The 21,152-nt window shown below is 61.0% G+C and carries 22 protein-coding genes; 9 read left to right on the forward strand and 13 right to left on the reverse strand.

The window, feature by feature from the left end; translation table 11 throughout:
• Window positions 1-55: 55 nt before the first annotated feature.
• Both FBZ97_RS31035 and FBZ97_RS31040 read right to left on the reverse strand, forming a co-directional pair.
• Complete coding sequence (locus FBZ97_RS31035; protein ID WP_145323434.1) at window positions 56-1,054, reverse strand: helix-turn-helix domain-containing protein; 999 nt, start codon at window positions 1,052-1,054, stop codon at window positions 56-58.
• Window positions 1,051-1,620, reverse strand: a complete 570-nt coding sequence (locus tag FBZ97_RS31040; protein WP_145323436.1) for an isochorismatase family protein — start codon at window positions 1,618-1,620, stop codon at window positions 1,051-1,053. Before FBZ97_RS31040 ends, FBZ97_RS31035 begins: the two co-directional genes overlap by 4 nt.
• Window positions 1,621-1,936: 316 nt before the next feature.
• Between FBZ97_RS31040 and FBZ97_RS31045 the strand changes: the two genes are divergently transcribed.
• On the forward strand, window positions 1,937-2,923 hold the full coding sequence (locus tag FBZ97_RS31045; protein WP_113351403.1) for a Gfo/Idh/MocA family oxidoreductase: 987 nt from the start codon (window positions 1,937-1,939) through the stop codon (window positions 2,921-2,923).
• A 63-nt stretch (window positions 2,924-2,986) separates the two neighbouring features.
• Here FBZ97_RS31045 and FBZ97_RS31050 read toward each other — a convergent pair whose 3' ends face one another.
• Window positions 2,987-3,373 carry a GtrA family protein gene (locus tag FBZ97_RS31050; protein ID WP_113329884.1) on the reverse strand — a complete coding sequence of 129 codons (387 nt, stop codon included), beginning with the start codon at window positions 3,371-3,373 and terminating at the stop codon, window positions 2,987-2,989.
• A complete protein-coding gene (locus FBZ97_RS31055; protein ID WP_145323438.1) occupies window positions 3,370-4,383 on the reverse strand; it encodes a glycosyltransferase in 1,014 nt (337 codons plus the stop codon). The genes FBZ97_RS31050 and FBZ97_RS31055 overlap by 4 nt, the downstream gene beginning before the upstream one ends.
• Before the next feature lie 239 nt (window positions 4,384-4,622).
• Between FBZ97_RS31055 and FBZ97_RS31060 the strand changes: the two genes are divergently transcribed.
• Window positions 4,623-6,461, forward strand: a complete 1,839-nt coding sequence (locus FBZ97_RS31060; RefSeq protein ID WP_145323440.1) for a hypothetical protein — start codon at window positions 4,623-4,625, stop codon at window positions 6,459-6,461.
• An 89-nt stretch (window positions 6,462-6,550) separates the two neighbouring features.
• Here FBZ97_RS31060 and FBZ97_RS31065 read toward each other — a convergent pair whose 3' ends face one another.
• Window positions 6,551-6,778: a homogentisate export protein gene (locus FBZ97_RS31065; protein WP_069611044.1), complete on the reverse strand. Its 228-nt coding sequence runs from the start codon at window positions 6,776-6,778 to the stop codon at window positions 6,551-6,553.
• A 237-nt stretch (window positions 6,779-7,015) separates the two neighbouring features.
• On the opposite strand from FBZ97_RS31065, the gene xseA reads away from it, so the two are divergent.
• A complete protein-coding gene (xseA, locus tag FBZ97_RS31070) occupies window positions 7,016-8,632 on the forward strand; it encodes an exodeoxyribonuclease VII large subunit (RefSeq protein ID WP_145323442.1) in 1,617 nt (538 codons plus the stop codon).
• A complete protein-coding gene (locus tag FBZ97_RS31075; RefSeq protein WP_113329888.1) occupies window positions 8,632-9,222 on the forward strand; it encodes an NAD(P)H-dependent oxidoreductase in 591 nt (196 codons plus the stop codon). Before xseA ends, FBZ97_RS31075 begins: the two co-directional genes overlap by 1 nt.
• Before the next feature lie 73 nt (window positions 9,223-9,295).
• Here the strand turns inward: FBZ97_RS31075 and FBZ97_RS31080 are convergent, their stop codons facing one another.
• The 3 genes from FBZ97_RS31080 to FBZ97_RS31090 form a co-directional block, all read right to left on the reverse strand.
• Window positions 9,296-10,549 carry an aminopeptidase gene (locus tag FBZ97_RS31080; protein WP_113329889.1) on the reverse strand — a complete coding sequence of 418 codons (1,254 nt, stop codon included), beginning with the start codon at window positions 10,547-10,549 and terminating at the stop codon, window positions 9,296-9,298.
• 94 nt (window positions 10,550-10,643) lie between these two features.
• Window positions 10,644-11,117, reverse strand: a complete 474-nt coding sequence (gene ybaK / locus FBZ97_RS31085) for a Cys-tRNA(Pro) deacylase (RefSeq protein ID WP_145323444.1) — start codon at window positions 11,115-11,117, stop codon at window positions 10,644-10,646.
• A 9-nt stretch (window positions 11,118-11,126) separates the two neighbouring features.
• Window positions 11,127-11,483: an ArsC family reductase gene (locus FBZ97_RS31090; RefSeq protein WP_145323446.1), complete on the reverse strand. Its 357-nt coding sequence runs from the start codon at window positions 11,481-11,483 to the stop codon at window positions 11,127-11,129.
• Window positions 11,484-11,638: 155 nt separating this feature from the next.
• Here FBZ97_RS31090 and FBZ97_RS31095 point away from each other — a divergent pair, with 155 nt between their 5' ends.
• Both FBZ97_RS31095 and FBZ97_RS34565 read left to right on the forward strand, forming a co-directional pair.
• Window positions 11,639-12,160, forward strand: coding sequence for a MarR family transcriptional regulator (locus tag FBZ97_RS31095; protein ID WP_145323448.1), 522 nt, complete (start codon window positions 11,639-11,641; stop codon window positions 12,158-12,160).
• 130 nt (window positions 12,161-12,290) lie between these two features.
• Window positions 12,291-12,443, forward strand: coding sequence for a hypothetical protein (locus FBZ97_RS34565; RefSeq protein WP_156090776.1), 153 nt, complete (start codon window positions 12,291-12,293; stop codon window positions 12,441-12,443).
• A 6-nt stretch (window positions 12,444-12,449) separates the two neighbouring features.
• On the opposite strand, the gene FBZ97_RS31100 is transcribed toward FBZ97_RS34565, so the two are convergent.
• From FBZ97_RS31100 to FBZ97_RS31110, 3 genes are all read right to left on the reverse strand, one after another.
• Complete coding sequence (locus FBZ97_RS31100) at window positions 12,450-13,514, reverse strand: succinylglutamate desuccinylase/aspartoacylase family protein (protein WP_145323450.1); 1,065 nt, start codon at window positions 13,512-13,514, stop codon at window positions 12,450-12,452.
• Window positions 13,515-13,632: 118 nt separating this feature from the next.
• The gene (locus tag FBZ97_RS31105) at window positions 13,633-14,814 is read right to left on the reverse strand and encodes an MFS transporter (RefSeq protein ID WP_145323452.1); all 1,182 of its coding nucleotides are present in this window, start codon (window positions 14,812-14,814) and stop codon (window positions 13,633-13,635) included.
• A gap of 271 nt (window positions 14,815-15,085) precedes the next feature.
• Window positions 15,086-16,060, reverse strand: coding sequence for a quinone oxidoreductase (locus FBZ97_RS31110; RefSeq protein WP_145323455.1), 975 nt, complete (start codon window positions 16,058-16,060; stop codon window positions 15,086-15,088).
• A 91-nt stretch (window positions 16,061-16,151) separates the two neighbouring features.
• On the opposite strand from FBZ97_RS31110, the gene FBZ97_RS31115 reads away from it, so the two are divergent.
• Window positions 16,152-17,033, forward strand: a complete 882-nt coding sequence (locus FBZ97_RS31115; RefSeq protein WP_145323457.1) for a LysR family transcriptional regulator — start codon at window positions 16,152-16,154, stop codon at window positions 17,031-17,033.
• A gap of 90 nt (window positions 17,034-17,123) precedes the next feature.
• Window positions 17,124-18,767, forward strand: a complete 1,644-nt coding sequence (locus tag FBZ97_RS31120; RefSeq protein ID WP_145323459.1) for a SulP family inorganic anion transporter — start codon at window positions 17,124-17,126, stop codon at window positions 18,765-18,767.
• Window positions 18,768-18,776: 9 nt separating this feature from the next.
• Here FBZ97_RS31120 and FBZ97_RS31125 read toward each other — a convergent pair whose 3' ends face one another.
• Complete coding sequence (locus FBZ97_RS31125) at window positions 18,777-19,388, reverse strand: 2'-5' RNA ligase family protein (RefSeq protein WP_145323461.1); 612 nt, start codon at window positions 19,386-19,388, stop codon at window positions 18,777-18,779.
• A gap of 501 nt (window positions 19,389-19,889) precedes the next feature.
• Between FBZ97_RS31125 and FBZ97_RS31130 the strand changes: the two genes are divergently transcribed.
• Complete coding sequence (locus tag FBZ97_RS31130; RefSeq protein ID WP_113329898.1) at window positions 19,890-20,453, forward strand: methylated-DNA--[protein]-cysteine S-methyltransferase; 564 nt, start codon at window positions 19,890-19,892, stop codon at window positions 20,451-20,453.
• A gap of 39 nt (window positions 20,454-20,492) precedes the next feature.
• Here FBZ97_RS31130 and FBZ97_RS31135 read toward each other — a convergent pair whose 3' ends face one another.
• Window positions 20,493-21,041, reverse strand: a complete 549-nt coding sequence (locus FBZ97_RS31135) for a GNAT family N-acetyltransferase (protein ID WP_145323463.1) — start codon at window positions 21,039-21,041, stop codon at window positions 20,493-20,495.
• Between the last annotated feature and the right edge of the window lie 111 nt (window positions 21,042-21,152).

Genomic DNA, 21,152 nt, shown 5'->3' on the forward strand with positions numbered 1-21,152 from the left:
GGAAGGGACAAGGCAGGCTATCGGCCTTTCGCGGCGAAAACCACACACAATTTCTTTATTCCGTCGTCGAGCGTCGATAGTGGCTGGGCGGCAGCGCGTTGTATTTCGACCAGACGCGCCGCATATGCCGCGGCGAGGCGAAGCCGGATTTTTCCGCCACGCGCTCCATATCCAGCCGCGAATTGGCAAGTACGTCGCGCGCCAGCGTCACGCGCATCAGATTGACATAGGCCGTCACCGACAGGCCAGCATGCTCCTGAAACAGCCGCGAAATATGCCGTGCGCTCATTGCGCCGATGCCGGCAAGCTCGGCAAGCGACCAGCCGTGGGCCGGATCGGCCATGATCGCATCCTGAACGCGATGGATGGCGGGGTGGATGTGGTTACGGCCGCTGAGCCATGGCGAGAGCTGCGGCTCGCTGCCGGTCCTGCGCATATAGACGACCATGTGCCGGGCAATGGTCAGAGCCGTCATCGGTGAAGTCAGCTTGGAGGCGAGATGCAGCATCAGATCGGTGCCTGTGGTGATGCCGGCGCTAGAATAGCGATCGCGGTCTTCGACGTAGAGCCGGTTGTCGAGAACCCTGGCCGTCGGAGCGAATTCCCTGACTTCGTCGAGACAGGCGGCATGTGTGGTGCAGGCATAGCCGTCCATCAGCCCGGCGCGGGCGGCGAGCACGGCTCCGGAGCAGATGGTGACGAGGGTAATGCCCGGACGGATCGCGCTTTTCAGCCACGCCGCGAGCGTGGCTAGCTCCGGCTCTATATCCTCGGCATCGTCGGGCGGCGTGACGCTGCCGGACAGGATGACATAGGCGCCATCAGGAATGTGATCCGGCAACGGCCTGAGATCGGCAAGTGTCAGCCCGACCGAAGTCGTCTGTGACGGCTGGGCAGCGATGAACTGATAGTCGAACAGGACGTCGTCCTGTTCGATATTGGCGCGGCGCAAAACCTCCACCGGCCCGGCCACGTCCATCAGCAGCGTATAGGGCGGCAGAAGCACGTAGACAGGAATGATCCGCCGATGGAGGCGCCGGTCGCTTTGGGTCATGCGGCATTCCGAATCGTTGCATCGGCGAGCGCCTCTTCGACCGTTGCGATACGGGCGAAACGGCCCGATAGCACCAGTTCGCTGCGCTTCTTGATATCGTCGACGCTGAAGACCGTGCCCGAGGCATGCGTCATCGGAAAGGTCAGCGTCGCCTCGGTGACATAGTCGACCTCATAGCCGAGATCGGAGGCGTGCCGGGTCGTCGTCTCGCAGCATTGCTCGGTGCGGATACCCGAGACGATCACCTTGCGGATGCCGTTTGCCACCAGCCAAACATCGAGACCGGAGCCGACGAGCGCCGAATGGCGGCGTTTGTGGAAGACGGCATCGGCCTCCAGCGAGATCTCATCGAGCTTGCGCACATAGCCGCTCTTCAGGCTGAAATGCGCGTCGCTGTCCTCGACATGAAAAATCTGGACGACGGGAATGCCTTTCGCCTTGGCGCCATTGATCAGCGCCTGCAGGCGGTCGGTAAAGACCGCCAGGTCGTCCGTTCTCCAGTAGGGACGCTGGCGAAAGGATTCCTGGACATCAATGACGAGCAGTGCGGTATCCGCATGGGACATTTTCGTATCTCCTGTGCTTGAAGGATAGCCGAGATTAGGTGTCGCTTGAAAGCTTCGAAAGCCATCTGGCAGACAGAAAAGGGACAAATACGGACATGGTGAGATGGTCCTTATGTCCTCGGGTTCGCGCCTGTGGGCCGTCTCGGGCGTTGCGCCTTCGGCAGGGGCCGAATAAGATTGGCGTCGATTTCGTTCAGAGCGGAATGCCCCGTTTCGCTTTACCCCACGTGTTCACAAAGGATCCCGCCGGAAAGCCCGTGTAGCGATCATCGCCATGCGGCCGTCTGCTTCGGGACAATGCTTCAGGAGAGAGATCATGCTGCGCTTCGGAATTCTGTCGACGGCCAAAATCGGCCGCGATCTGGTCGTGCCCGCCATTCAGGATGCGGAAAACTGCGTTGTGACGGCGATAGCCAGCCGTGATCTCGCCCGCGCCCGGCAGATGGCAGACCGCTTCTCCGTGCCGCATGCTTTCGGCTCCTATGAGGAGATGCTTGCCTCCGACACGATCGATGCCGTCTATATCCCGCTGCCGACCTCGCAGCATGTCGAATGGACGATCAAGGCTGCCGATGCCGGCAAACACGTGCTCTGCGAAAAGCCGATCGCCCTCAAGGCGGATGAGATCGACAGCCTGATCGCCGCGCGCGATCGCAACAAGGTGCTGGTGACGGAAGCCTATATGGTCACCTATGCGCCGGTCTGGCGGAAGGTTCGCTCGCTGCTGGTGGACGGTGCCATCGGCCGCCTGCGCCACATCCAGGGCGCCTTCACCTATTTCAACCGCGATGCCGGCAACATGCGCAACATTCCTGCGCTTGGCGGCGGTGGTCTGCCCGATATCGGGGTCTACCCGACGATCAGCACCCGCTTCGTCACGGGCCGCGAACCCCTGCGTATTCAGGCGGTGACGGAGCGCGACCCGGAATTCGGCACAGACATCTATTCCAGCGTCAAGGCAGATTTCGGCGATTTCGAACTGACCTTCTACATCTCGACGCAAATGGCCAATCGCCAGGTCATGGTCTTCCACGGCACGGAAGGCTTCATCGAGGTGAAGTCGCCTTTCAATGCCGACCGTTACGGCGCGGAAGAGCTGGAACTAACCAATCGCGGCCATTCGGAATCGCAGATTTTCCGTTTCCCAGACAGCCGCCAGTACAGGCGCGAGGCTGAGGCCTTCGCCTCTGCTGCGCTTGGTCAAGGCGCAGAGGTCGTGTCGCTGGAAAGTTCGAAACTCAACCAGAAGGTCATCGACGCCATCTACCGCGCCAGCGAGAAGGATGGCTGGGAGCCGGTCTGAGGGCGTTCCTTATTGTCTGACGCAATTCCCGGAAAACCGCTGCGCACTTTTCCGGGAATTGCTTCAGGAATTTTGTCGGTGGCGGAAGACGAAGCGTGAATAGCCGAAGAAGCTGAACGCCGTTGCCGCCGCTGATGCCAGCGTCAGCGCAATGATCGGTCTTAATGACGGCTCCGTCATCAGCAACGAGCTGAAAAGGGCGTAGTTCAGCAGGGCCGAGGTCAACCCGACCGAACCGTAGCGGAAGCCCTCCGCCGCAAGCGAGCGGTCGGACCGGCCGAAGGTGAAGTTGCGATTGAGCACCCAGGTGGCAAGCAGCGCGCTCGGGATAGATATGGCGCGGCCGACGAAGGGGCCGAAAGGCGTGAACCAAAGCAACAAATGCAGCACGCCCGCATCGACGATGAAGCCGACACCGCCGGCGATCAGGAAGCGAAAGAGCTTCTTCATGCAGCCTTGGCCCTTTTCTTCCGGCTTGCCGGCTTTTCGATCTCAGCCATGTAAACCGTCCTGTCATTGCCGCTTTCGCGCGAGGAAGGCTTCGGCAGGCTCATATAGTGGATGCGCAACTGTTCGGCGCGGGCGCGGGCGACCGAATCGAGGATCAGACCGGCCGTGAATAGCATGAAGGCGATCATTGTCAGTGCCAGGGAGAGCATCCAACTCGGCATGCGCAATACCTGTCCGGTTTCGAAATACTCGATGAAGACCGGGATGGAGAAGCCGATGCTGAGTTCCATCGCAATGGCGCTCAGGATGCCAAAGAAGGCAAAAGGCCGCGTTTCCTTCATCAGCATCGCGAACATCCAGAGGATCTTGCCACCGTCGCGGAAAGTGGAAAGCTTCGAATGCGAACCTTCCGGCCGCCGTCCGTAATCGAGTTCCAGCTCGCTCACAGGCAGCTTCAGCCTGGAGGCATGCACCGACATCTCGGTCTCGATTTCAAAGCCGCCCGAAACGGCCGGAAAACTTTTGACGAAGCGGCGCGAGAAGGCGCGGTAGCCGGAAAAGATATCCGTGAAATCGGCACCGAATATGGTGCGATAGAGCCAGTTGAAAATGCGGTTGCCGAAGGCGTGTCCCTGCCTGCCTGCATCATTATGCACGTTGCGCCGCGTACCGACCACCATATCCGATCCCTCGGTCAGCAGCGTGCGGATCAGCTCTTCTCCGTCCTCGGGCGCATAGGTTCCGTCGCCGTCGGCCATCAGATAGATGTCGGCTTCGATATCGGCGAACATGCGGCGCACCACATGTCCCTTGCCCTGCCGACGCTCGCGCACGACGGTTGCGCCGGCGAGCATGGCATGCAGCGCGGTGCCGTCGGTTGAATTATTGTCGTAGACATAGATCGCGGCCTGCGGCAGTGCCTTGCGGAAGCCGCGCACGACCTCGCCGATCGTTGCGGCTTCGTTGTAGCAGGGCAGGAGGACAGCGATGTTCAGCTTCTCATTCGACATGGTCTTGGCCGGTTGCTGCGTGTGAAGTCAAGTCGAGGCCCGATTGACGATCCGGACGAGAGCTTATCCCGCTGGCTGTTAATAAGACCCTATGGCTGCGAAATAAAAAAGGCGGGGTACCGGCGTTGTGAAAAACATTCTCGTGATGAAAGCGGCTGAAGGTAGCAGCTTTACTTTTTTTTGATCGGCAACCGTTAGCGTATCGCCCCGACTATCCTTTCAACATGGGGTTCACCGAGATGGAGCAAACGCTGGCAATGCCGCCCGAGGCAGCCGGAACGGCGGAGAAGAAGGCGCCCATGCGCTGGTCTCATCCTGCTTTCGCTGCGCTCGTCTATGCCGCCATTGTCATCGTCGCGCAGCTCATCATTCATCGCAACCTCACGGACTATGTCGGGCCGGATAATGACGACGCCATGCGCCTTGTCGAAGTGCGCGATTTTCTCGCCGGCCAGGGCTGGTTCGACATGATGCAGTACCGTCTCGGCCTTGCGGGCGGGACGCTGATGCACTGGTCGCGCTTCATCGATCTGCCGATCGCAAGCCTCATCCTCTTCTTCCGAATGTTCCTTTCACCGGAAAGCGCCGAGGCGGCGGCACTGACCGTCTGGCCGCTGATGCTCGTCCTGCCGCTGATGTTCTTCATGGGTCTTGCGGGCAGGCGCATCGCCGGTCTGCAGGGCATGCACTTCTCGCTGATCCTGACGGCACTCTTCGTCCTGCTCTCGCCGCGCTTCGTGCCGGGCTCCATCGATCACGATAATGTCCAGCTCGGCCTCGTCGCGCTCACTGTCGCAATGCTGGTCGACGAAAGTTACAGGCCTCGCAACTTTGCAATCGCTGCCATCGCCCTCGCCGCCCAGCTCGGTATCGGCGCAGAGACGACGCCCTTTGTCGCCATCGCCTGCATGTCTGTTGCCTGTTTGTGGGCTTGGAAAGGTGAGATATTCGCACCCGCTGCAAAAGCTTTTGCGCTGACGTTGACGGTTGCCGTCAGCGCCGCCTTCTTTTCGCTGGTGCCGCCGCGCCTTTATTCGATGGTCACATGCGACAATCTCTCGCTCGGCTTTTATGGCATTACCAGCGCCGGCTGCGTCGGGCTTCTCCTGTCGTCCCTTTTTACCAGCCATCTCTCCCGCCCCTGGCGCATTGCAATTCTCGCGGCCAACGGCGCATTCGTGTTGGCTACGACAGTAGCCCTCGCGCCGCAATGCCTGCGCAATCCACTTTCCGATCTGGATCCCATGCTGGTGGATTTCTGGCTCAGCAGGGTGACCGAGGCGCAGTCGATCTTTTCCGTCGCTCACAGGCAGCCCGATACGCTCGGCGCCTTCTATGCGACGGGTCTTCTGGCGATGCTCGTCTGCGGCTTTCGTATCCTGCGGGGCAACCGCGCGAGCCTCCATGCAATGCTGATGGCACTGATCGCGATCAATTGGGTGATCACGCTGGTGCAGGTGCGTGGCGCCGAATTTGCCAATCTCCTGGCCATTCCGCCATTGGCGTTGTTGGTTGCCGAATTGCGAAAAGACTACATGGCCGATCCCAGAAATCTGCGTTCGATCCTGCTCTATGCAGGGACGCTATTGGCCTCTGTCCCAGCCGTTTGGGCCGTCGGCGGCGCGCTTGCAAGCAAGGGGGTCGTCAATGGTTTTATGGTCGCAGCGCCGGTCAAGGCGGAGGAGACTGCCAATTGTGCCTCCAGGCAGGCCCTGGCACCGATTGCGGGTCTCGAGCCGGGCGTCGTCGCGGCGGCCTCCAATATGGGAGCGCCGCTTCTGCGCTTCACGCCGCACCGCACCCTTTCCGGTCCTTATCATCGCGATCCCGACGGAATGCTGGCCGAGCTGCATATCGGTCTTGCAGAGCCGCAACGGGCGGAAGCGCTTCTGCATGAGGCAAAGGTGACGATTGTCGCCTTCTGTAAGGGGGATCCGCAGGTGGAGTTAGTGAGTGAGCGGGCGCCGAAGGGGCTTTATGCGCAGCTGACTGCCGGGCATATCCCGGTCTATCTGGAGCCGATTGCGGCGCCGGCGGAATCGGATGTGCAGTTCTTCCGCGTCAAGCCGCAGGATTGATTTGGAGCGTTTCAGCTCCTCCTGGATTCTTTGAATCACTCCGCGACACTTAAATTGGCGAAATCGCCAGACACTTCCTGACATTGCTTTTAAGCGCGGCGATGCTCCACCATGTCGATGGTGACGAGGTAACCGATGAAGCCGAGATTGTAGCCGCCGAGCGCGATGAACAGCGTCGTCAGCGGCGGCGGAACGATCGATGTGGCGACGGCGGCCATGAAAGCGATGCTCACGAGTGCCACGCCGAGCAGCGCGCCGATCGTCGAGCGCTGCAGGCCGGCGGCAATTCCGATGATCGTGGCGGTCGCGAATATCATCGCTCCATATCCTCTTTACCAAGAATTAGTTTGCACAGGTTTACGCGCAGATGGCTAAGAAAGCCTTTGTCAGTAGGGTTAACGCTTGATGAAGCAATAGGCTCCACGCCCTTTGTGAGACATGCAAGGAGGCGGAAGCATCTCAAGTATGCGCACAATCCCGTCTTTCGATCGATTCAGACTTAAGCGGTATGAAGCAGGCTCCGCATTTACCGCGACATCGGGTAGAAGGGGGACATGAGCAGCTTTTTTGAGAATGATTCGCCTTCGAACCTGACGGAATACTCCGTCTCGGAACTATCCGGATCGATCAAGCGCACGGTCGAGAATGCGTTCGACCAGGTGCGTGTGCGCGGAGAAATCTCCGGCTATCGTGGACCGCATTCCTCGGGGCATGCCTACTTCTCGCTGAAGGATGATCGCGCGCGTATCGATGCGGTGATCTGGAAAGGCACATTCTCCAAGCTGAAATTCCGCCCTGAAGAGGGAATGGAGGTCATTGCAACAGGCAAGGTGACGACCTTCCCGGGCTCGTCGAAATATCAGATCGTCATCGAGACCCTGGAGCCCGCCGGCGCCGGTGCCCTGATGGCGCTTTTGGAGGAACGCAAGCGCAAGCTTGCTGCCGAAGGTCTGTTCGATCCCGAGCGCAAGCGTCGGCTGCCTTTCATGCCCAAGGTGATTGGGGTGGTCACCTCGCCGACCGGCGCGGTCATCCGCGACATCCTGCATCGCATTTCCGATCGCTTCCCCGTACATGTGCTGGTCTGGCCGGTGAAGGTACAGGGAGAGGGCTCCGGCGACGAAGTGGCGAACGCCATACGCGGCTTCAACGAATTTGCGCCCGGTGGCCCCATCCCGCGCCCCGATGTGCTGATCGTCGCGCGCGGCGGCGGCAGCCTCGAGGATCTCTGGAGTTTTAACGATGAGGCTGTGGTGCGCGCTGCTGCCGCAAGCGAGATTCCATTGATCTCGGCCGTCGGCCATGAGACAGACTGGACCTTGATCGACTACGCCGCCGACGTGCGCGCTCCGACGCCGACGGGTGCGGCGGAAATGGCCGTTCCGGTCAAAGCGGAACTTGAGGCGCAGCTTGCAAGCCTAGCAGCCCGGTTGCAGGGGGGAATGACGAGGCAGATGGATCAACGCCGGCAGGCTTTGCGTGCGCTGTTACGCGCTTTGCCTTCTCTCGACCAGATTCTGGCTCTGCCGCGCCGCCGCTTCGATGAAGCCGCCGCCGGCCTTGGCCGCGGATTGGAGCTGAACACGCTGAACAAGCGCCGCTCCTTCGAGCGTACGGCCTCGCACCTCCGCCCCGATATCCTGTCGAACAGGATCGCCGAGCGCCGCCAGCAATTGGGCGAACGGATGACCCGCGCGGAGCGGACCATTGAGCGCATGCTCGACCGGTCCCGCGCTCGCATCGAACGCGCCGATGCCGTCTTCGCTACGTTGCCATCGCGCCTTGAGGCACAGACGGGGAGGGCTCGCGATCGCCTCGGCAATCTCGTCCGTCATGCCGATACGGCTATCCGCCATCAGCTGACCCGAGCGCGCAGCGAACTCACGGCGCAGGAGCGTATTCTGCAGTCGCTTTCCTACAAGAATGTCTTGAAGCGCGGATACGCTGTCGTGCGCGATGAGGACGACCGCCCGGTTTCGCTGGCGGCAGCCCTTTCGACGGGTGCCGCGATTTCGATCGAGTTTGCGGACGGCCGCATCGGGGCAGTCACCGGCGATGATGTCCCCCCACCGTCTTCATCCACGCCGCCATCAGGCACTGCGCCTTCGAAGAAACGCGCTACCAAACCGGCCGAGCCTGCCGCGCCACCGAAGCAGGGAAGCCTCTTCTGATGCGCATCCTGCTGGTGCTGGCCCATCCGCTGGAGGATAGTTTTGCTGCCGCGGTGGCAAAGCTTGCGCAAGAGACGCTCGTTGCTCGCGGCCATCAGGTCGATCTGCTCGATCTTTACCGTGAAGGCTTCGACCCACGTCTTTCAGAGGCCGAGCGGCGCGGCTATTTCGACCAGCCTTACGATGCCTCAGGTGTCAGCGATATCGTCGCGCGACTGCGAGCGGCGGAGGGACTGATCCTCGTCTTTCCGCAATGGTGGTTCAATTTCCCGGCGATCCTCAAGGGTTTCTTCGATCGCGCCTTTGCGCCCGGCGTTGCCTTCACCCATGATCCCGCCGGCGGACGTATCGTGCCTGAACTGACCAATATCCGCCTGTTCTGGGCGCTGACGACGACAGGCTCGCCGTGGTGGATCGTGCATCTCTACATGGGCAATCCGGTGCGGCGCCTGCTAAAGCGCGGCATCGCCGCCTTCTGTGCCAAGCGGCTCAATTTCCGCATGCTGGCGCTGCATGACATGGACCGCGTGACCGAAACCGGGCGCAAGGCGCATCTCGAACGCGTCAGGAAAGCGCTGGCGACGATCTGATCTCACGATTTCCGAAAAATATGCCGCGATGGAGATACCGCGGCATGATCGCATTCGAACGTCTGAGCTTTGGTTATGCCCATTCGCCCTTGCGCATGATGGGTACGCGCGAGCCATCGGCATTGATGCCGTCGATATCGACCTTGTCGGAACCGATCATCCAGTCGATGTGGATCAGGCTGGAATTGCCGCCCTGAGCCTTGATCTGTTCCTGGCTGAGCTTGGCGCCGTCGATGAAGCACTTGGAATAGCACTGGCCGAGCGCGATGTGGCAGGAGGCGTTTTCGTCGAAGAGCGTGTTGTAGAACAGGATGCCGCTCGCCGAAATCGGCGAGGAATGCGGCACCAGCGCGACTTCGCCGAGCCGGCGCGCGCCTTCGTCGGTGTCGAGCACCTTGTTCAGCACTTCCTCACCACGCGTCGCCTTGGCCTCGATGATGCGGCCGCCCTCGAAACGCACCTGGATATTGTCGATCAGCGTGCCCTGATGCGACAGCGGCTTCGTCGACGAGACATGGCCTTCGACACGCAACGCATGCGGCGTGGTGAAGACCTCTTCGGTCGGGATGTTCGGATTGCAGGTGATGCCGTTCTTGGCGGTAGACGCGCCGCCATGCCATTCATGGCCATCCGCCAGACCGACGGTCAGGTCGGTGCCGGGTCCCTGGAAATGCAGGGCGGAAAAACGCTGGCCGTTCATCCAGGCCGAGCGCTTGTGCAGATTGGCATTGTGCTCCGTCCAAGCCGCGATCGGATCTTCGACATCGACGCGCGAGGCAGAGAAGATCGCCTTGGCAAGTTTTGCGACCGCGATCGCCTCCGGATCATTCGGGAAGACCAGCTTCGCCCAGGAGGGATTCGGGTAGGAGACGATGTTCCAGTTGGTATCGAAATTCGAGATCTTTTCCAGCGCCGGCTTATAGGCGGCCGAATTGGCGCGGTTGGCACGCGCCACCTTGTTCGGGTCCTGATTGGACAGCAGCATTGGGTTGTCGCCGGCAATGGCGAGGCGTGCCGTGTTGTTGGAGAAGGCCTTGGCCATGCCTTCGTAAAGCCATGTGGCGGCGCGGTCAAAGCTCGCATCCTGGCCGTATTCGTAGCGGGCGAGCGTCGTCTCTTCGTCGGAATAGAAGGTGGAGACGAGGCCTGCGCCGGCCTTGTAGGCTTCGCGCGTGATCAGCCGAACCAGCGGCATCGCCGCGACTGGCGCCGTTATCAGCAGATCCTGGCCTGCCTGCAGCTGCAACCCGACCCTTACGGCTACTTCCGCAAGCTTTTCCAGCTTGGCGTGATCGACGGGATGATGGTTGGGAATGGCTGATGTCATGGCAAAACCTGCGTGCTTGCTATCGAAAGATGGTCCAAAGACTTAGACCGGTTTGCGGCGAAATTGAAGGCGCTATGTCCGATCTTGAAGATCGTTAGGCAATCAGGGGTGCAGCCTTGGCTTTAAGAGCGCTCAAGGCATCCTGCGGACTGAGGCGCACCTGCAGCCCGCGCTGGCCGCCGTTGATATAGACGTAGGCTTCGGTCATCGCCTGCGCCTCGATTGCCGTCGGCACGATCTTCTTCTGGCCGAAGGGGCTGATGCCGCCGACATGATAGCCCGTCAGACGCTCGGCATCGGTGGGCTTCATCATGGCAGCCGATTTGCCGCCGAAGGCTGCGGCGAGCTTCTTCATGCTGACTTCGTGATCCGAGGGCACGACAGCGCAGACAGGCTTGCCATCCACCTCCGCCATTAGAGTCTTCAGCACGCGGTGCGGCTCTTCGCCCAGCGCCTCTGCCGCCTGCAGACCGACACGCTCCGCATTCGGATCGTAGTCATAGGCATGCACGGTAAAGACGACTTTCGCCTGGGTCAGGACTTGCGTGGCGCGGGTGGTTTTTGACATTGCTCGCCTCTAGGCCGCCTTGCCGAATGCAGCCGCATAAATATCCGGCTTGAAGCCGATGAGCAATTTGCCGTCCGCTTCCAGCACCGGACGCTTGATCATCGAGGGCTGTGCCAACATCAGCTGAATGGCCTTGTCCTTCGAAAGATCGGCGCGGTCCGTTTCCGGCAAGGCCTTGAAGGTGGTGCCGGCCCGGTTGAGCACGACTTCCCATCCCGCTTCCTTCGTCCAGCGCTCCAGATGTTCCCTGTCGATGCCGACGGCCTTGTAGTCGTGGAAGTCATAGGCAATGCCGTGGCTTTCGAGCCAGGTCCGGGCCTTCTTCATCGTGTCGCAGTTCTTGATGCCGTAAATGGTGATCGTCATGGCGAATCCGTCTTTTGCTGTCCGATAGCGCATAGCATGCGGATAAAGGCGGATGAAAGCCGCTCGGATGGGGAGGCGGTTCTCTCACCCGTTGCAGTTGCCAACGATATTCGCATAAATATGCAGCATGCATATTTATGGTGCGGGTTGAAAGCATGGCGACGAACAAGGAAATATTGCGGCTGGAAAACCTCTTTGGCGCCATGAGCCTTGCTCTGGTGGACAAGATGGAGAAGGCTTTCGCCGATGAAACCGGCCTTGGCCCGAGCGCCATTGCCGCACTCGTTCAAATCGGCACCGAGCCGGGCCTGACGATCGAGAGCCTGCGGCGGATGATCGCGCTCTCTCATTCCGCCACGGTGCGCCTGGTCGATCAGCTGGTGGCGTCCGGCCTCGTGCTGCGGGGCGGCGGCGTCGAGGGAGACAAGCGAGCCCGCGCGCTGCAGCTGACAGAAAAAGGCCACTTGCTCTTTGATAGAAGCCTTTCCGCCCGCCGGGCCGTCATCCATCGGGCTTTCGGCGTTCTCAGCCCGGAGGAGACGGCCGAGTTCGGCTGCTTGGTCGAAAAGCTGCTGCCCGCCTTGGTCGATCTCGGCGATGACCAGGATGTGGTCTGCCGCGTGTGCGACCAAGGCGTTTGCGATCAGGATCGCTGCCCGATTGCCTTCATGACATAAGCCCGGAACAGCGTCTTGACATTTTCATTATATATATGCACACTGCATACATATATTCGAAAGGCGATGAATTGTCGCCTTCGATGACCTGAACATTGCCTGCATCACCTCGATCGGAGGCATGATCGCGATGGAAAATCGTTCAATTCTTGCCCGGCTAAGGGGCAAAGCGCGTGCCGCGCTTGCCGGAATGCAGCATCATGTCAATCGTTTCGGTGTGCTTCTCCGCGAGGCAGCGGCGATCGCTTTCATCATGCGCTGCAAGGTGATCGATCGCCGCTAAAGGAAATCAATCCTCAAGTGTCCCCGGTTTGCGGGCGACGGAGCTTGGTCTGTCCGAACCGATCTTCATCAGATCGCCGCGTCGGCGCACCAGCCGGTCCGAAACACGGGTGACAATCAGACCTGCCTGCGGCGCGCGGATATCGATGGCGCCGTCCGGCATACCCGGCGCGGTGATGATCGTCGCCAGCAGATCACCTTCTTCAACGCGCTCGCCGATATTGCGATGGAAGAGCACCGTGCCGGCCTGTGGTGCGCGGATCATCTCGACATTATCGAGCGGCACGGCCGGTCCGCTAAAGGAGGTGCCGGGCGCGACGCTGTCGTCCTGTACCGCGCCGCGCGCGGCCAGGAAGCGCCAGAGCCCTTCGGCATCGTTCTTTGCCATTTCGGGATAGACATCGCGGGTGCCGCGCAATTCCACCGTGACTGAAAGCTTGCCCGGCAGCCTTGCCTTCTTCTCCCCCGGCACTTCGTATTTCCAGGCGAAGCTGACGGCCTCCTCGAAGGCCGAGCTTTCACCGTCCGACAGCAGCACCGCATCCATCTTGAGCGCCGCGGCAAGATCGGCGGCTTCAGGCCAGAATGCCTCGTCAATATAGGCATATTGCAGGGATTCGTCATCGCAATGAAGGTCGATCACCAGATCGGCACCAAGCGCCATATGGATCAGCTGACGTTTCAGCCGATCGACGGCGGGGTAGCGTTCCAGATTTTCGATCAGGAGATCGCGGTCGCGAAGCGAGATCAGCGGAAAGTCGCGGTTGAAGTTGGTGCGCGAGCCCAAGTCGAAGCGCCCTTGCATCTCGCCGAAATGCGATTGCGCCGCGCCGATCGGATTGGCATGCGGCACCACGATGATATCGCTTAGAATGGCGCCTTCGGCTTCCGCTTTCCGAAGCCGCTCGCAGAGGAAATGCACCAAGGCCGTGCCCGGCAGCTCGCCTGCATGCAACGCGGCCTGAATATAGATCTTCGGTGCGTCTGCCTTGCTGCCGGCAAAATGCAGGACCGGCAGCCGCCAGGCGATCCCCGGAGTATCGCCTTCGATGACGATTTCGGTGACGTTCATGGGCGGGCCTCCTGCTGATGATGATCAGAGACCCATATCAAGCCTTAAAGGGAGCCTGCAACCGTTTGTCGCCACATGCCAAAATCAGGACCGGGGACAAACAGCGCCAAAACAGCTTTCAGCGGCTGCCATTCCTGCGCAGGCAGAAGCTCAGGATCAGGCTGAGCAGCACCGCGCCGACACCGAAGGAGAACGGTGCAGCATAACCGAGATGATCCGCGAACAGGCCGGCGATAGGGCCGGTGCTCCCAAGCGACACGTCGAGGAAGATCGAATAGAGCCCGAGCGCGACGCCACGGTTCTGCGGTGGGATACGTTCCATGGCCTCATTGCCGAGCGCCGGGAAGACGGGCGCAAAGCCGGCGCCGGCGAGAGCCGCACCGATGATGGCGACTATCGGCGATGGCGCAAAGGCAAGCGCCGCCAGGCCGATGATCTCGATGACAAGCGAGATGCGCACCAGCGGCAGACCGCCGAAGCGGGCGACAGCTTGCGCAAGACCCAGGCGCACGCCCATGAAGGCAAGGCCAAAGGCGCTGAGTGCAAAGGAGGCGCCGTCCCAGCTGCGGCTATGGAAGAACAGCGCGACGAAGGCCATGACGACGCCGAAGCCGCTCGAGGCAAGCGCAAGCGCGACGCCGTACGGTGCGACGCGGCTCAGCACCTGGCCGGTGCCGATGCCCTTTTCCTTTACGCCCGGAACCGGCGGCCGCGTTTGCGCGAGCATAAAGCCGGCAACCGCAAGGATGATGGTGACGACGCCGATGGCGAAGAAGCCGTATTGGCCTTGCAGCCAGGCGCCGATCGGGGCGGCGAGCGCAATGCCGCCGTAAGTGGCGATGCCGTTCCAAGAGATGATGCGCACAGTTTCCCGCGATCCCATCAGGCCGATCGCCCAGGTGATCGCCGCCGTGCTCACCCAGCTCTCGCCAATGCCGAGCGCCAGCCGCCCCGCAAGCAGAAGGGCAAGACTTGCTGCCGGGACTTGGATCGTAAAGGTGGAAGCGATGGTGAGTGCACCCGACAGACCGTAGGCAAGGAAGCCTAGAAAGACCGAGCGGCGGGGTCCATATTGATCGCAGAGCCGGCCGACATGGGCGCGGCTGACGATGGTTGCGACATATTGCGTGCTGACGGCGATGCCGGCCCATACGACGCCGAAGCCGAGGCTGCTGTCGACATAGGTCGGCAACACCGCAAGCGGCAACCCGATGGCAAGGTAGCCGAAGAATGTCAGCGCGACGATCGATATGAGGGACAGGGTCGAAGTGTACCGGATGGTCTGGGAAGCAGTGTTCACGGGATATCGCCTGTGGGCACCGGCAGCGGTGTCCATGCTGTTTGCCACGAAGGATCGGGTTCGTATCGGATAGCGATGACGGCGGTGGCCTGAGAGCCGTGCGTCGCCATATGCAACCGGTATCAGGCAGGAGCAGGCATGGTCAACGAATTGCTGCCTTGCAGCAAAAACCATTGACGGGATGAATGGATTGTGCGTCGAAGCTAAAACACCCCATCGCCCCGCCGCCCCATCGCAATGAGCGGAGCCTGCCAGGAGGCTCCGCCGGGCGTCACATCGTCAGCACGACGCTGGCCGTCGTTCGGCCCGCTTCGAGGTCGGCATGAGCTTGGGCGGCATCCTTCAGCTTGTATTCGGCGCCGATCGGGTTGACGAGCCCGTCCTGCAGCGCCGCCATCAGCGCCGTTGTGCCCTGGCGGTAGAGATCCGGATCGCTGGCATAGGTCAATACGCTCGGGCGCGACAGGCCGATGGCGCGAGGCGCGGTCAGCTCTTCTATCTGGATCGGCGGAATGGGGCCGGCCGGCTGGCCGAGGCTTGCGACCATGCCGAAGGGGCGGACGACCGCAAGCGTTTGCGAGAGCATGGTGCCGCCGATCCCGTCGACGGCAAGATGTACGCCGCGGCGATCGGCAATGCGGCGTGTTTCCTGCCCCCAATCCTCGGATGTATGGAGGAGAACCACGTCGGCTCCGGCCTCACGGGCAAAGCCGGTCTTGGCTTCGGAGCCGACCGTGGCGATGACGTTTGCCCCGATCCGCTTGGCAAGGCGGATGACGAGCTGGCCGAGGCCGCCGGCGCCGGCATGCACCAGCACCCATTCGCCTGCTTTCACGGGATAGACCTTCTGCAGCACCATTTGCGCCGTCAGCCCGCGCAGCATCGTGCTGCCGGCAGCACGCTCGCTGACGCCGTCTGGCAATTTCACCAGCCGAGCGGCGGAAAGAGTGCGCACCTCGGCATAGCTGCCGAGGGGATGGCCGATATAGGCGACGCGGTCGCCGACCTTGAGCCCTTCGACTTCCGGGCCGATCGCCTCGACGACGCCGGCGCCTTCGAAGCCGAGCACGCTCTGGCCCGGCGGCAGTGGATAGAGCCCGGAACGGACATAGATATCGACGAAGTTGACGCCGGAGATGCTCTGGCGGATCCGCGCCTGGCCGGGGCCGGGTTCAGTGACTGGTAGATCGACGGCTTTCATGGCTTCGGGTCCGCCGGGACCGGTAATGGCAATCGCTAGGGGCATAGGCAAGTCTCCTTTCGGGAGATCTTTGATCATAAGCGTCGACCTGAATAAATTCGGTATGAACTCACCATATCTGTGCAATAATGCACCGATGATTGATTGGCAGGACCTTCACCATTTCGCCGCTCTCGCTCGAACCGGCTCCCTCTCTGCGGCGGCGCGCGAGTTGGGTGTCGACCATGCAACGGTCGGCAGGCGCATTGCGGCGCTGGAACGTGCGCTCGACCTGCGCCTCATCGACCGGCGGCCACGCACCTCGCCCTTGACGGTCGATGGCCGCGCCATCGCCGAACTGGTGGCGGGTATGGAGGAAAATGTCGAGGCGATCAGACGTTATTCGAAGAGCGCCGTCGCCGGCCTTTCCGCCGCGGTCAAGGTCAGTGCGCCGCCATCGATCGCTGCCCACCTTCTCGCTCCGAAGGCGACGCTTTTTCGTGAAGAGCACCCGGATATCACGCTGACCATTGCCGGTGTCACCCGTCGCGCCGCGCTGAATTACGGTGAAGCCGATATTGCCGTGCGCATGACGCGGCCGGAGGAAAGCGATTTGCTGGTGCGCCGCATCGGCGTCATGCGCTTCGGCCTCTACGCCATACCGAGCGTGGCGCAGATGCCGGAGAAGGATTGGGTGTTCATCGGTTACGATGCGGCGATGGAGCATCTGACGCAGCAGATCTGGCTGCGCAGCCTATTGGAAGGCCGCCCGATCGTGTTCCGCGCCACCGATGTCTTCGGCCAGCTGGAGGCTGCCCGAACCGGCCTCGGCGTCGTGGCGCTTCCCGCCTTTCTCGGCGATGGCGAGCCGGCATTGGTACGCCTGCCGGTGGCGGTGCCGTCGCCTGCGCGCGACCTCTGGCTCGTGACATATCCGGATCTGCGCCGCTCTCCGGCGATCCGCGCCGTCATGGATTTCGTAGCCGATACCATCGGGCGAAGCTGTCCGTTGCGCAACGGCAGCGATGCCGCAGCGTGACACACTGGTTTTGCTTATCATTTTCCTGTTGCAGACCAGACGCGAATCTCTATCCATAAACGGATGCGCCATCCCTATGGTCGGTGATTGATGACGAAGCTGAGCAGCTGGTTCGTGGTGGACAGGGCGGATCTGGTCGCGGGCATATCGGTTGCCGGACTGATGCTGCCGGAAGCGGTCGCTTACGCAGGCATTGCCGGCCTGCCGCCACATCGTGCAATCCTCGCCGGCATCGCCGGATGTCTCGTCTATGCCATATTCGGCCGCAGCCGCTTTGCCATCGTCTCTCCCACATCCTCGTCCGCAGCCATTCTCGCAGCCACCTTGGCGGTGGTGCCGGGCGATGCCACGATCAAGGCGGGGCTTGCCACGATCGCCGTGGCGCTCGCCGGCATTCTCTTCGTCATCGCCGGTGCCTTGCGCCTGGGCGGCATCACCGGTTTCATCTCGCGGCCGGTCCTGCGGGGCTTCGCGCTCGGGCTGGCGATCACCATCATCCTGCACCAACTGCCAATTCTGGTGGGCGCGCCCGTGCAGGGCTCGAATATCCTGACCTACGCGGCGGCACTCTTCGGCGCTATTCTGCAGTGGAATCCGATCAGTGTCATAGTCGGCATCGTCGCGTTGGCGGCATTGCTGCTCTTGAAGCGATTGCCGGGCATTCCCGGCGCTTTCCTCGTGCTTGTCGCCGGCATCTTCGCCTCCTATCTGTTCGGCTTGGAAGGCCATGGCGTCAAGCTGGTCGGCCCCATCGAGATCCTGCCGCAATGGCCGTCGCTGCCGGACGCCAACTGGACCGCCTATTCGCGGCTGGTGCAGTTCACCGTGCCCCTTGTCCTCATCCTCTTTGCTGAATCTTGGGGCACGATGCGTGCACTCGCCCTGCGTTACGGCGAGACGCTGGAGGTCAATCGCGAGCTTGGTGCGTTGGGTGCTGCCAATATCGCTAGCACCGTCGTTCAGGGCATGCCAGTCGGCGCCGGTTTTTCCGCTGGTTTTGCCAGTGAGGCGGCTGGCGCGAAGACGCGGGCGACGACCGTTTTCGCTGCAATCGGCCTGGCGATCCTGATTGCCTGTGCGGGACAGCTGGTGGCGCTTCTGCCGGAACCGGTGCTCGCCGCCGTCGTGATCGCGGCTCTGACCCATGCGCTCGATCCCAGCCCCATTCTGCGCCTGCGCCGTCTGCATCGCGATTTCTACGTGGCAGTGGGTGCCGCTGTCGGCGTGCTCGCCTTCGGCGTTCTCAATGGCATGCTGCTGGCGATCGCGCTCTCGCTTGCCGCCATGATGCATCGTCTGGCCTCGCCGCATGTCGCCCGTTTGGGGCGGCTCAACAACGGCCATGACTTCGTCGATGTCAGCAGGCATGACGATGCGTCCGAGATACCGGGCATTGCCATCTGGCGCCCCGGCGAAACCCTGTTTTTCGGCAATGCCGATACGATCTTCGGCGAGATATTGTCCGGCAGCCGCAACGAAGCCGGGTTGCAGGCAGCTATTCTCAGCCTGGAAGAAAGCTCCGATATCGACAGTACGGCGATGGACGCCTTGATGGAGTTCGACAGCGCGATGCAGCGAGCCGGCCTCCGCGTCCAGTTCGCCCGTGTGCATGACCGCGTTCGCGATCTCATGACGGTCGCGGGCATGGTCGACGTCGACAAGCGCTGCAGCTTCAGCGTCGATGATGCCGTGGCCGCGGTGATGGCGGCAGTTGAACCTGTTCCGAAACCGTAAGCGCCAGATTCAGAGCAATGGCCAGTGCCAGACATGGCCATGCTCGCCGTCGCCCTGAAAGCTGTTGACCAGCGTGAACGTTTTGACTGTCCAAGCAATCGGCTCTTCCAAAATCACTTCGGGAAGAATGTGGTTGCAATAAAACAGCGTCATGTGGGGTTGGAACGAAGTGGATATGCCGCTTTCAAAGCCCATACTTTGCATTGCAGTATCCAATTCCCGACGGAGTGTCGTTAGCCCCTCGTTTCCCTCCCTACACCAGAGTACATATTGACGGTTGTTGCCGTTGCCGAATGTGCCTGCCCGATCGAATGTCAGGGGAAACGATTTTAAGCAGATGGTTGACCCGGCCTCTAACGCAGCGAAGGTGGCTTCCTCCTGGGAGCGAGAGACAATGTCGATGGGATAGATGGTGGCATGGTAGAGATCATGCTTTCTGGCTGTGCGCATCAATCCATTTCGCCGACTTTGGTCGACGGTCATTTCTGCAGCCAATTTAGCGATTTCCGGGTCCGGCAACGCCGCAAAGTAGAGAGCTTGCCGACGTTTTGGCGGGCTTTTGCCCTTGCGATTAATTGGCGGTTTGCCGAGATCAAATGATAATTGATCGATGTGCTGCATGGCTTCATTCAAAACCGGCTTGGCTTTGCCTCCTTTTTCCCTGATCTCTAAAGCATATGACTCAACAACAAGGATTTCAAGAACAAAACGAGAACAAATGGCAGATTCATAAATCAGAATACCGACATCCTCGTTTCAAAAATGCGATCGAATAAAAGTCCTGTCTGATCTGTTCATTCCAAGCGAGGCTTGCTCTCCATTCTCTCCAACAAGGAATGACCGTCTATGTTTACCAGGGCCATCTTTTCAGCCGTATTTCTCGTCCTCATCGGGCTCAGCATTTCCGCTTGCTCTACGTCGGGAGATCACAATTCCGGCGGCGGCATGACGCTGAACGCGCCTCCGACTGGCGGCGGATATTGATCCGGTTCTGTCAATCGCCCTGAATCCGTTCGGCGGCCGTCAAAACGGTGGCAATTCCCGATCTTTGCAAGAATCGGGTTGAATTCGAGGCTCCCGAGGACGATTTTCATGACAAGTGGAAACACGGGAGCTTTCGTCATGAACGAGACAAGGCAAAATTATCTGATCTTCGAAACCGCTGGCGGCTTCTGCGGCATCGCCTGGAACGAGGTCGGCGTGCTGCGCTTTCAATTGCCGACGAAGGATGCGGGCGCGACCGAACGCCTGCTTCTGCGGCGTTTGCCGAACGCGCAGCCCGGCGCGCCGAGCACGGAAATTGCGGGAGTGGTCGCCAAGGTGAAACGCTATTTTGCCGGTGAGGAGATCGACTTTTCCGACGTCACGCTCGATCTCGGCGAGCAGGACGCCTTCTTCAGACAGATCTACGATGCCGCCCGTCAGGTCGCTTGGGGCCATACGACGACCTACGGCACATTGGCCAAGCAGCTTGGCGCAGGGCCGGAAGCCGCGCGCGATGTCGGGCAGGCCATGGCGAAGAACCCGGTGGCGCTGATCATTCCTTGCCATCGCGTTCTGGCGGCTGGCGGCAAGATCGGCGGCTTTTCCGCGCCGGGCGGCTCCAACTCCAAGGCTCGCATGCTGGAGCTGGAAGGCGTTCAGCTGGCGCCGCCGAAGCCGGTGCAGCAGTCGCTGGCGTTTTGAGCCAGTCGATCCGGGTGTGCGGCTAAAGCTGCCCGCCCCCTATTCCTTCGGCTGACGGGCGCGGGAGAACAACAGTGTCTGCTTGTCATTGAGGCGCATTGGCTTCGGATCGCCATAGCCGGCTTTTTCGGCAACACGGATCGAGGCCGCATTGTCGGGCGAGATCAGGCAGACGCTGCGATCAAATCGCGGCTGCTGGTCGAGCCAGGCGACGGCGGCCGCCAGGGCTTCCGTCGCAAAGCCTTTGCCATGCGCCCACGCGGCCAGTGCCCAGCCGGCCTCCGGAATACCCCTGATTGGCGGTTCCATCACCCTGTGAAAGTCGGCAAAGCCGAGATCGCCGACGTAGCGGCCGGAGGATTTTTCGCGGATTGCCCAATAGCCATGCCCGAGCAGCGGCCACAGACCATGATAGGACAGCATCCGCATCCACGACTCCCTGGAAGTGGAGACCACATTGCCGAAAATATGCCTCACGACCAGAGGATCGCTCCACATGCCTGCAAGCGGCTCGAAATCATCGAGCGTATGTCCCGTCAGGATAAGCCGTTCGGTTTCCAGTCGCGGCGGAGAAAGCGTTACTTCCATAAAGGCAGACCTTTGATTTAGATCCCATGAGGAGTGAACAGCGGCCGCCGCTCTGGCAGAGTGAGGTTGCATCAAAACACTCGCTCAGGAGGAGCAGTTTATGGAACCTGC

It is taken from the genome of Rhizobium sp. ERR 942 (genome assembly GCF_007828395.1).
GTDB classification, from domain to species: domain Bacteria; phylum Pseudomonadota; class Alphaproteobacteria; order Rhizobiales; family Rhizobiaceae; genus Rhizobium; species Rhizobium dioscoreae.

Bases quoted from the DNA above. Each gene is read 5' to 3' on its own strand.
- FBZ97_RS31035 (WP_145323434.1), bottom strand. From the start codon at position 1,054: ATGACCCAAAGCGACCGGCGCCTCCATCGGCGGATCATTCCTGTCTAC.
- FBZ97_RS31040 (WP_145323436.1), bottom strand. From the start codon at position 1,620: ATGTCCCATGCGGATACCGCACTGCTCGTCATTGATGTCCAGGAATCC.
- FBZ97_RS31045 (WP_113351403.1), top strand. From the start codon at position 1,937: ATGCTGCGCTTCGGAATTCTGTCGACGGCCAAAATCGGCCGCGATCTG.
- FBZ97_RS31050 (WP_113329884.1), bottom strand. From the start codon at position 3,373: ATGAAGAAGCTCTTTCGCTTCCTGATCGCCGGCGGTGTCGGCTTCATC.
- FBZ97_RS31055 (WP_145323438.1), bottom strand. From the start codon at position 4,383: ATGTCGAATGAGAAGCTGAACATCGCTGTCCTCCTGCCCTGCTACAAC.
- FBZ97_RS31060 (WP_145323440.1), top strand. From the start codon at position 4,623: ATGGAGCAAACGCTGGCAATGCCGCCCGAGGCAGCCGGAACGGCGGAG.
- FBZ97_RS31065 (WP_069611044.1), bottom strand. From the start codon at position 6,778: ATGATATTCGCGACCGCCACGATCATCGGAATTGCCGCCGGCCTGCAG.
- xseA (WP_145323442.1), top strand. From the start codon at position 7,016: ATGAGCAGCTTTTTTGAGAATGATTCGCCTTCGAACCTGACGGAATAC.
- FBZ97_RS31075 (WP_113329888.1), top strand. From the start codon at position 8,632: ATGCGCATCCTGCTGGTGCTGGCCCATCCGCTGGAGGATAGTTTTGCT.
- FBZ97_RS31080 (WP_113329889.1), bottom strand. From the start codon at position 10,549: ATGACATCAGCCATTCCCAACCATCATCCCGTCGATCACGCCAAGCTG.
- ybaK (WP_145323444.1), bottom strand. From the start codon at position 11,117: ATGTCAAAAACCACCCGCGCCACGCAAGTCCTGACCCAGGCGAAAGTC.
- FBZ97_RS31090 (WP_145323446.1), bottom strand. From the start codon at position 11,483: ATGACGATCACCATTTACGGCATCAAGAACTGCGACACGATGAAGAAG.
- FBZ97_RS31095 (WP_145323448.1), top strand. From the start codon at position 11,639: ATGGCGACGAACAAGGAAATATTGCGGCTGGAAAACCTCTTTGGCGCC.
- FBZ97_RS34565 (WP_156090776.1), top strand. From the start codon at position 12,291: ATGGAAAATCGTTCAATTCTTGCCCGGCTAAGGGGCAAAGCGCGTGCC.
- FBZ97_RS31100 (WP_145323450.1), bottom strand. From the start codon at position 13,514: ATGAACGTCACCGAAATCGTCATCGAAGGCGATACTCCGGGGATCGCC.
- FBZ97_RS31110 (WP_145323455.1), bottom strand. From the start codon at position 16,060: ATGCCCCTAGCGATTGCCATTACCGGTCCCGGCGGACCCGAAGCCATG.
- FBZ97_RS31115 (WP_145323457.1), top strand. From the start codon at position 16,152: ATGATTGATTGGCAGGACCTTCACCATTTCGCCGCTCTCGCTCGAACC.
- FBZ97_RS31120 (WP_145323459.1), top strand. From the start codon at position 17,124: ATGACGAAGCTGAGCAGCTGGTTCGTGGTGGACAGGGCGGATCTGGTC.
- FBZ97_RS31125 (WP_145323461.1), bottom strand. From the start codon at position 19,388: ATGCAGCACATCGATCAATTATCATTTGATCTCGGCAAACCGCCAATT.
- FBZ97_RS31130 (WP_113329898.1), top strand. From the start codon at position 19,890: ATGAACGAGACAAGGCAAAATTATCTGATCTTCGAAACCGCTGGCGGC.
- FBZ97_RS31135 (WP_145323463.1), bottom strand. From the start codon at position 21,041: ATGGAAGTAACGCTTTCTCCGCCGCGACTGGAAACCGAACGGCTTATC.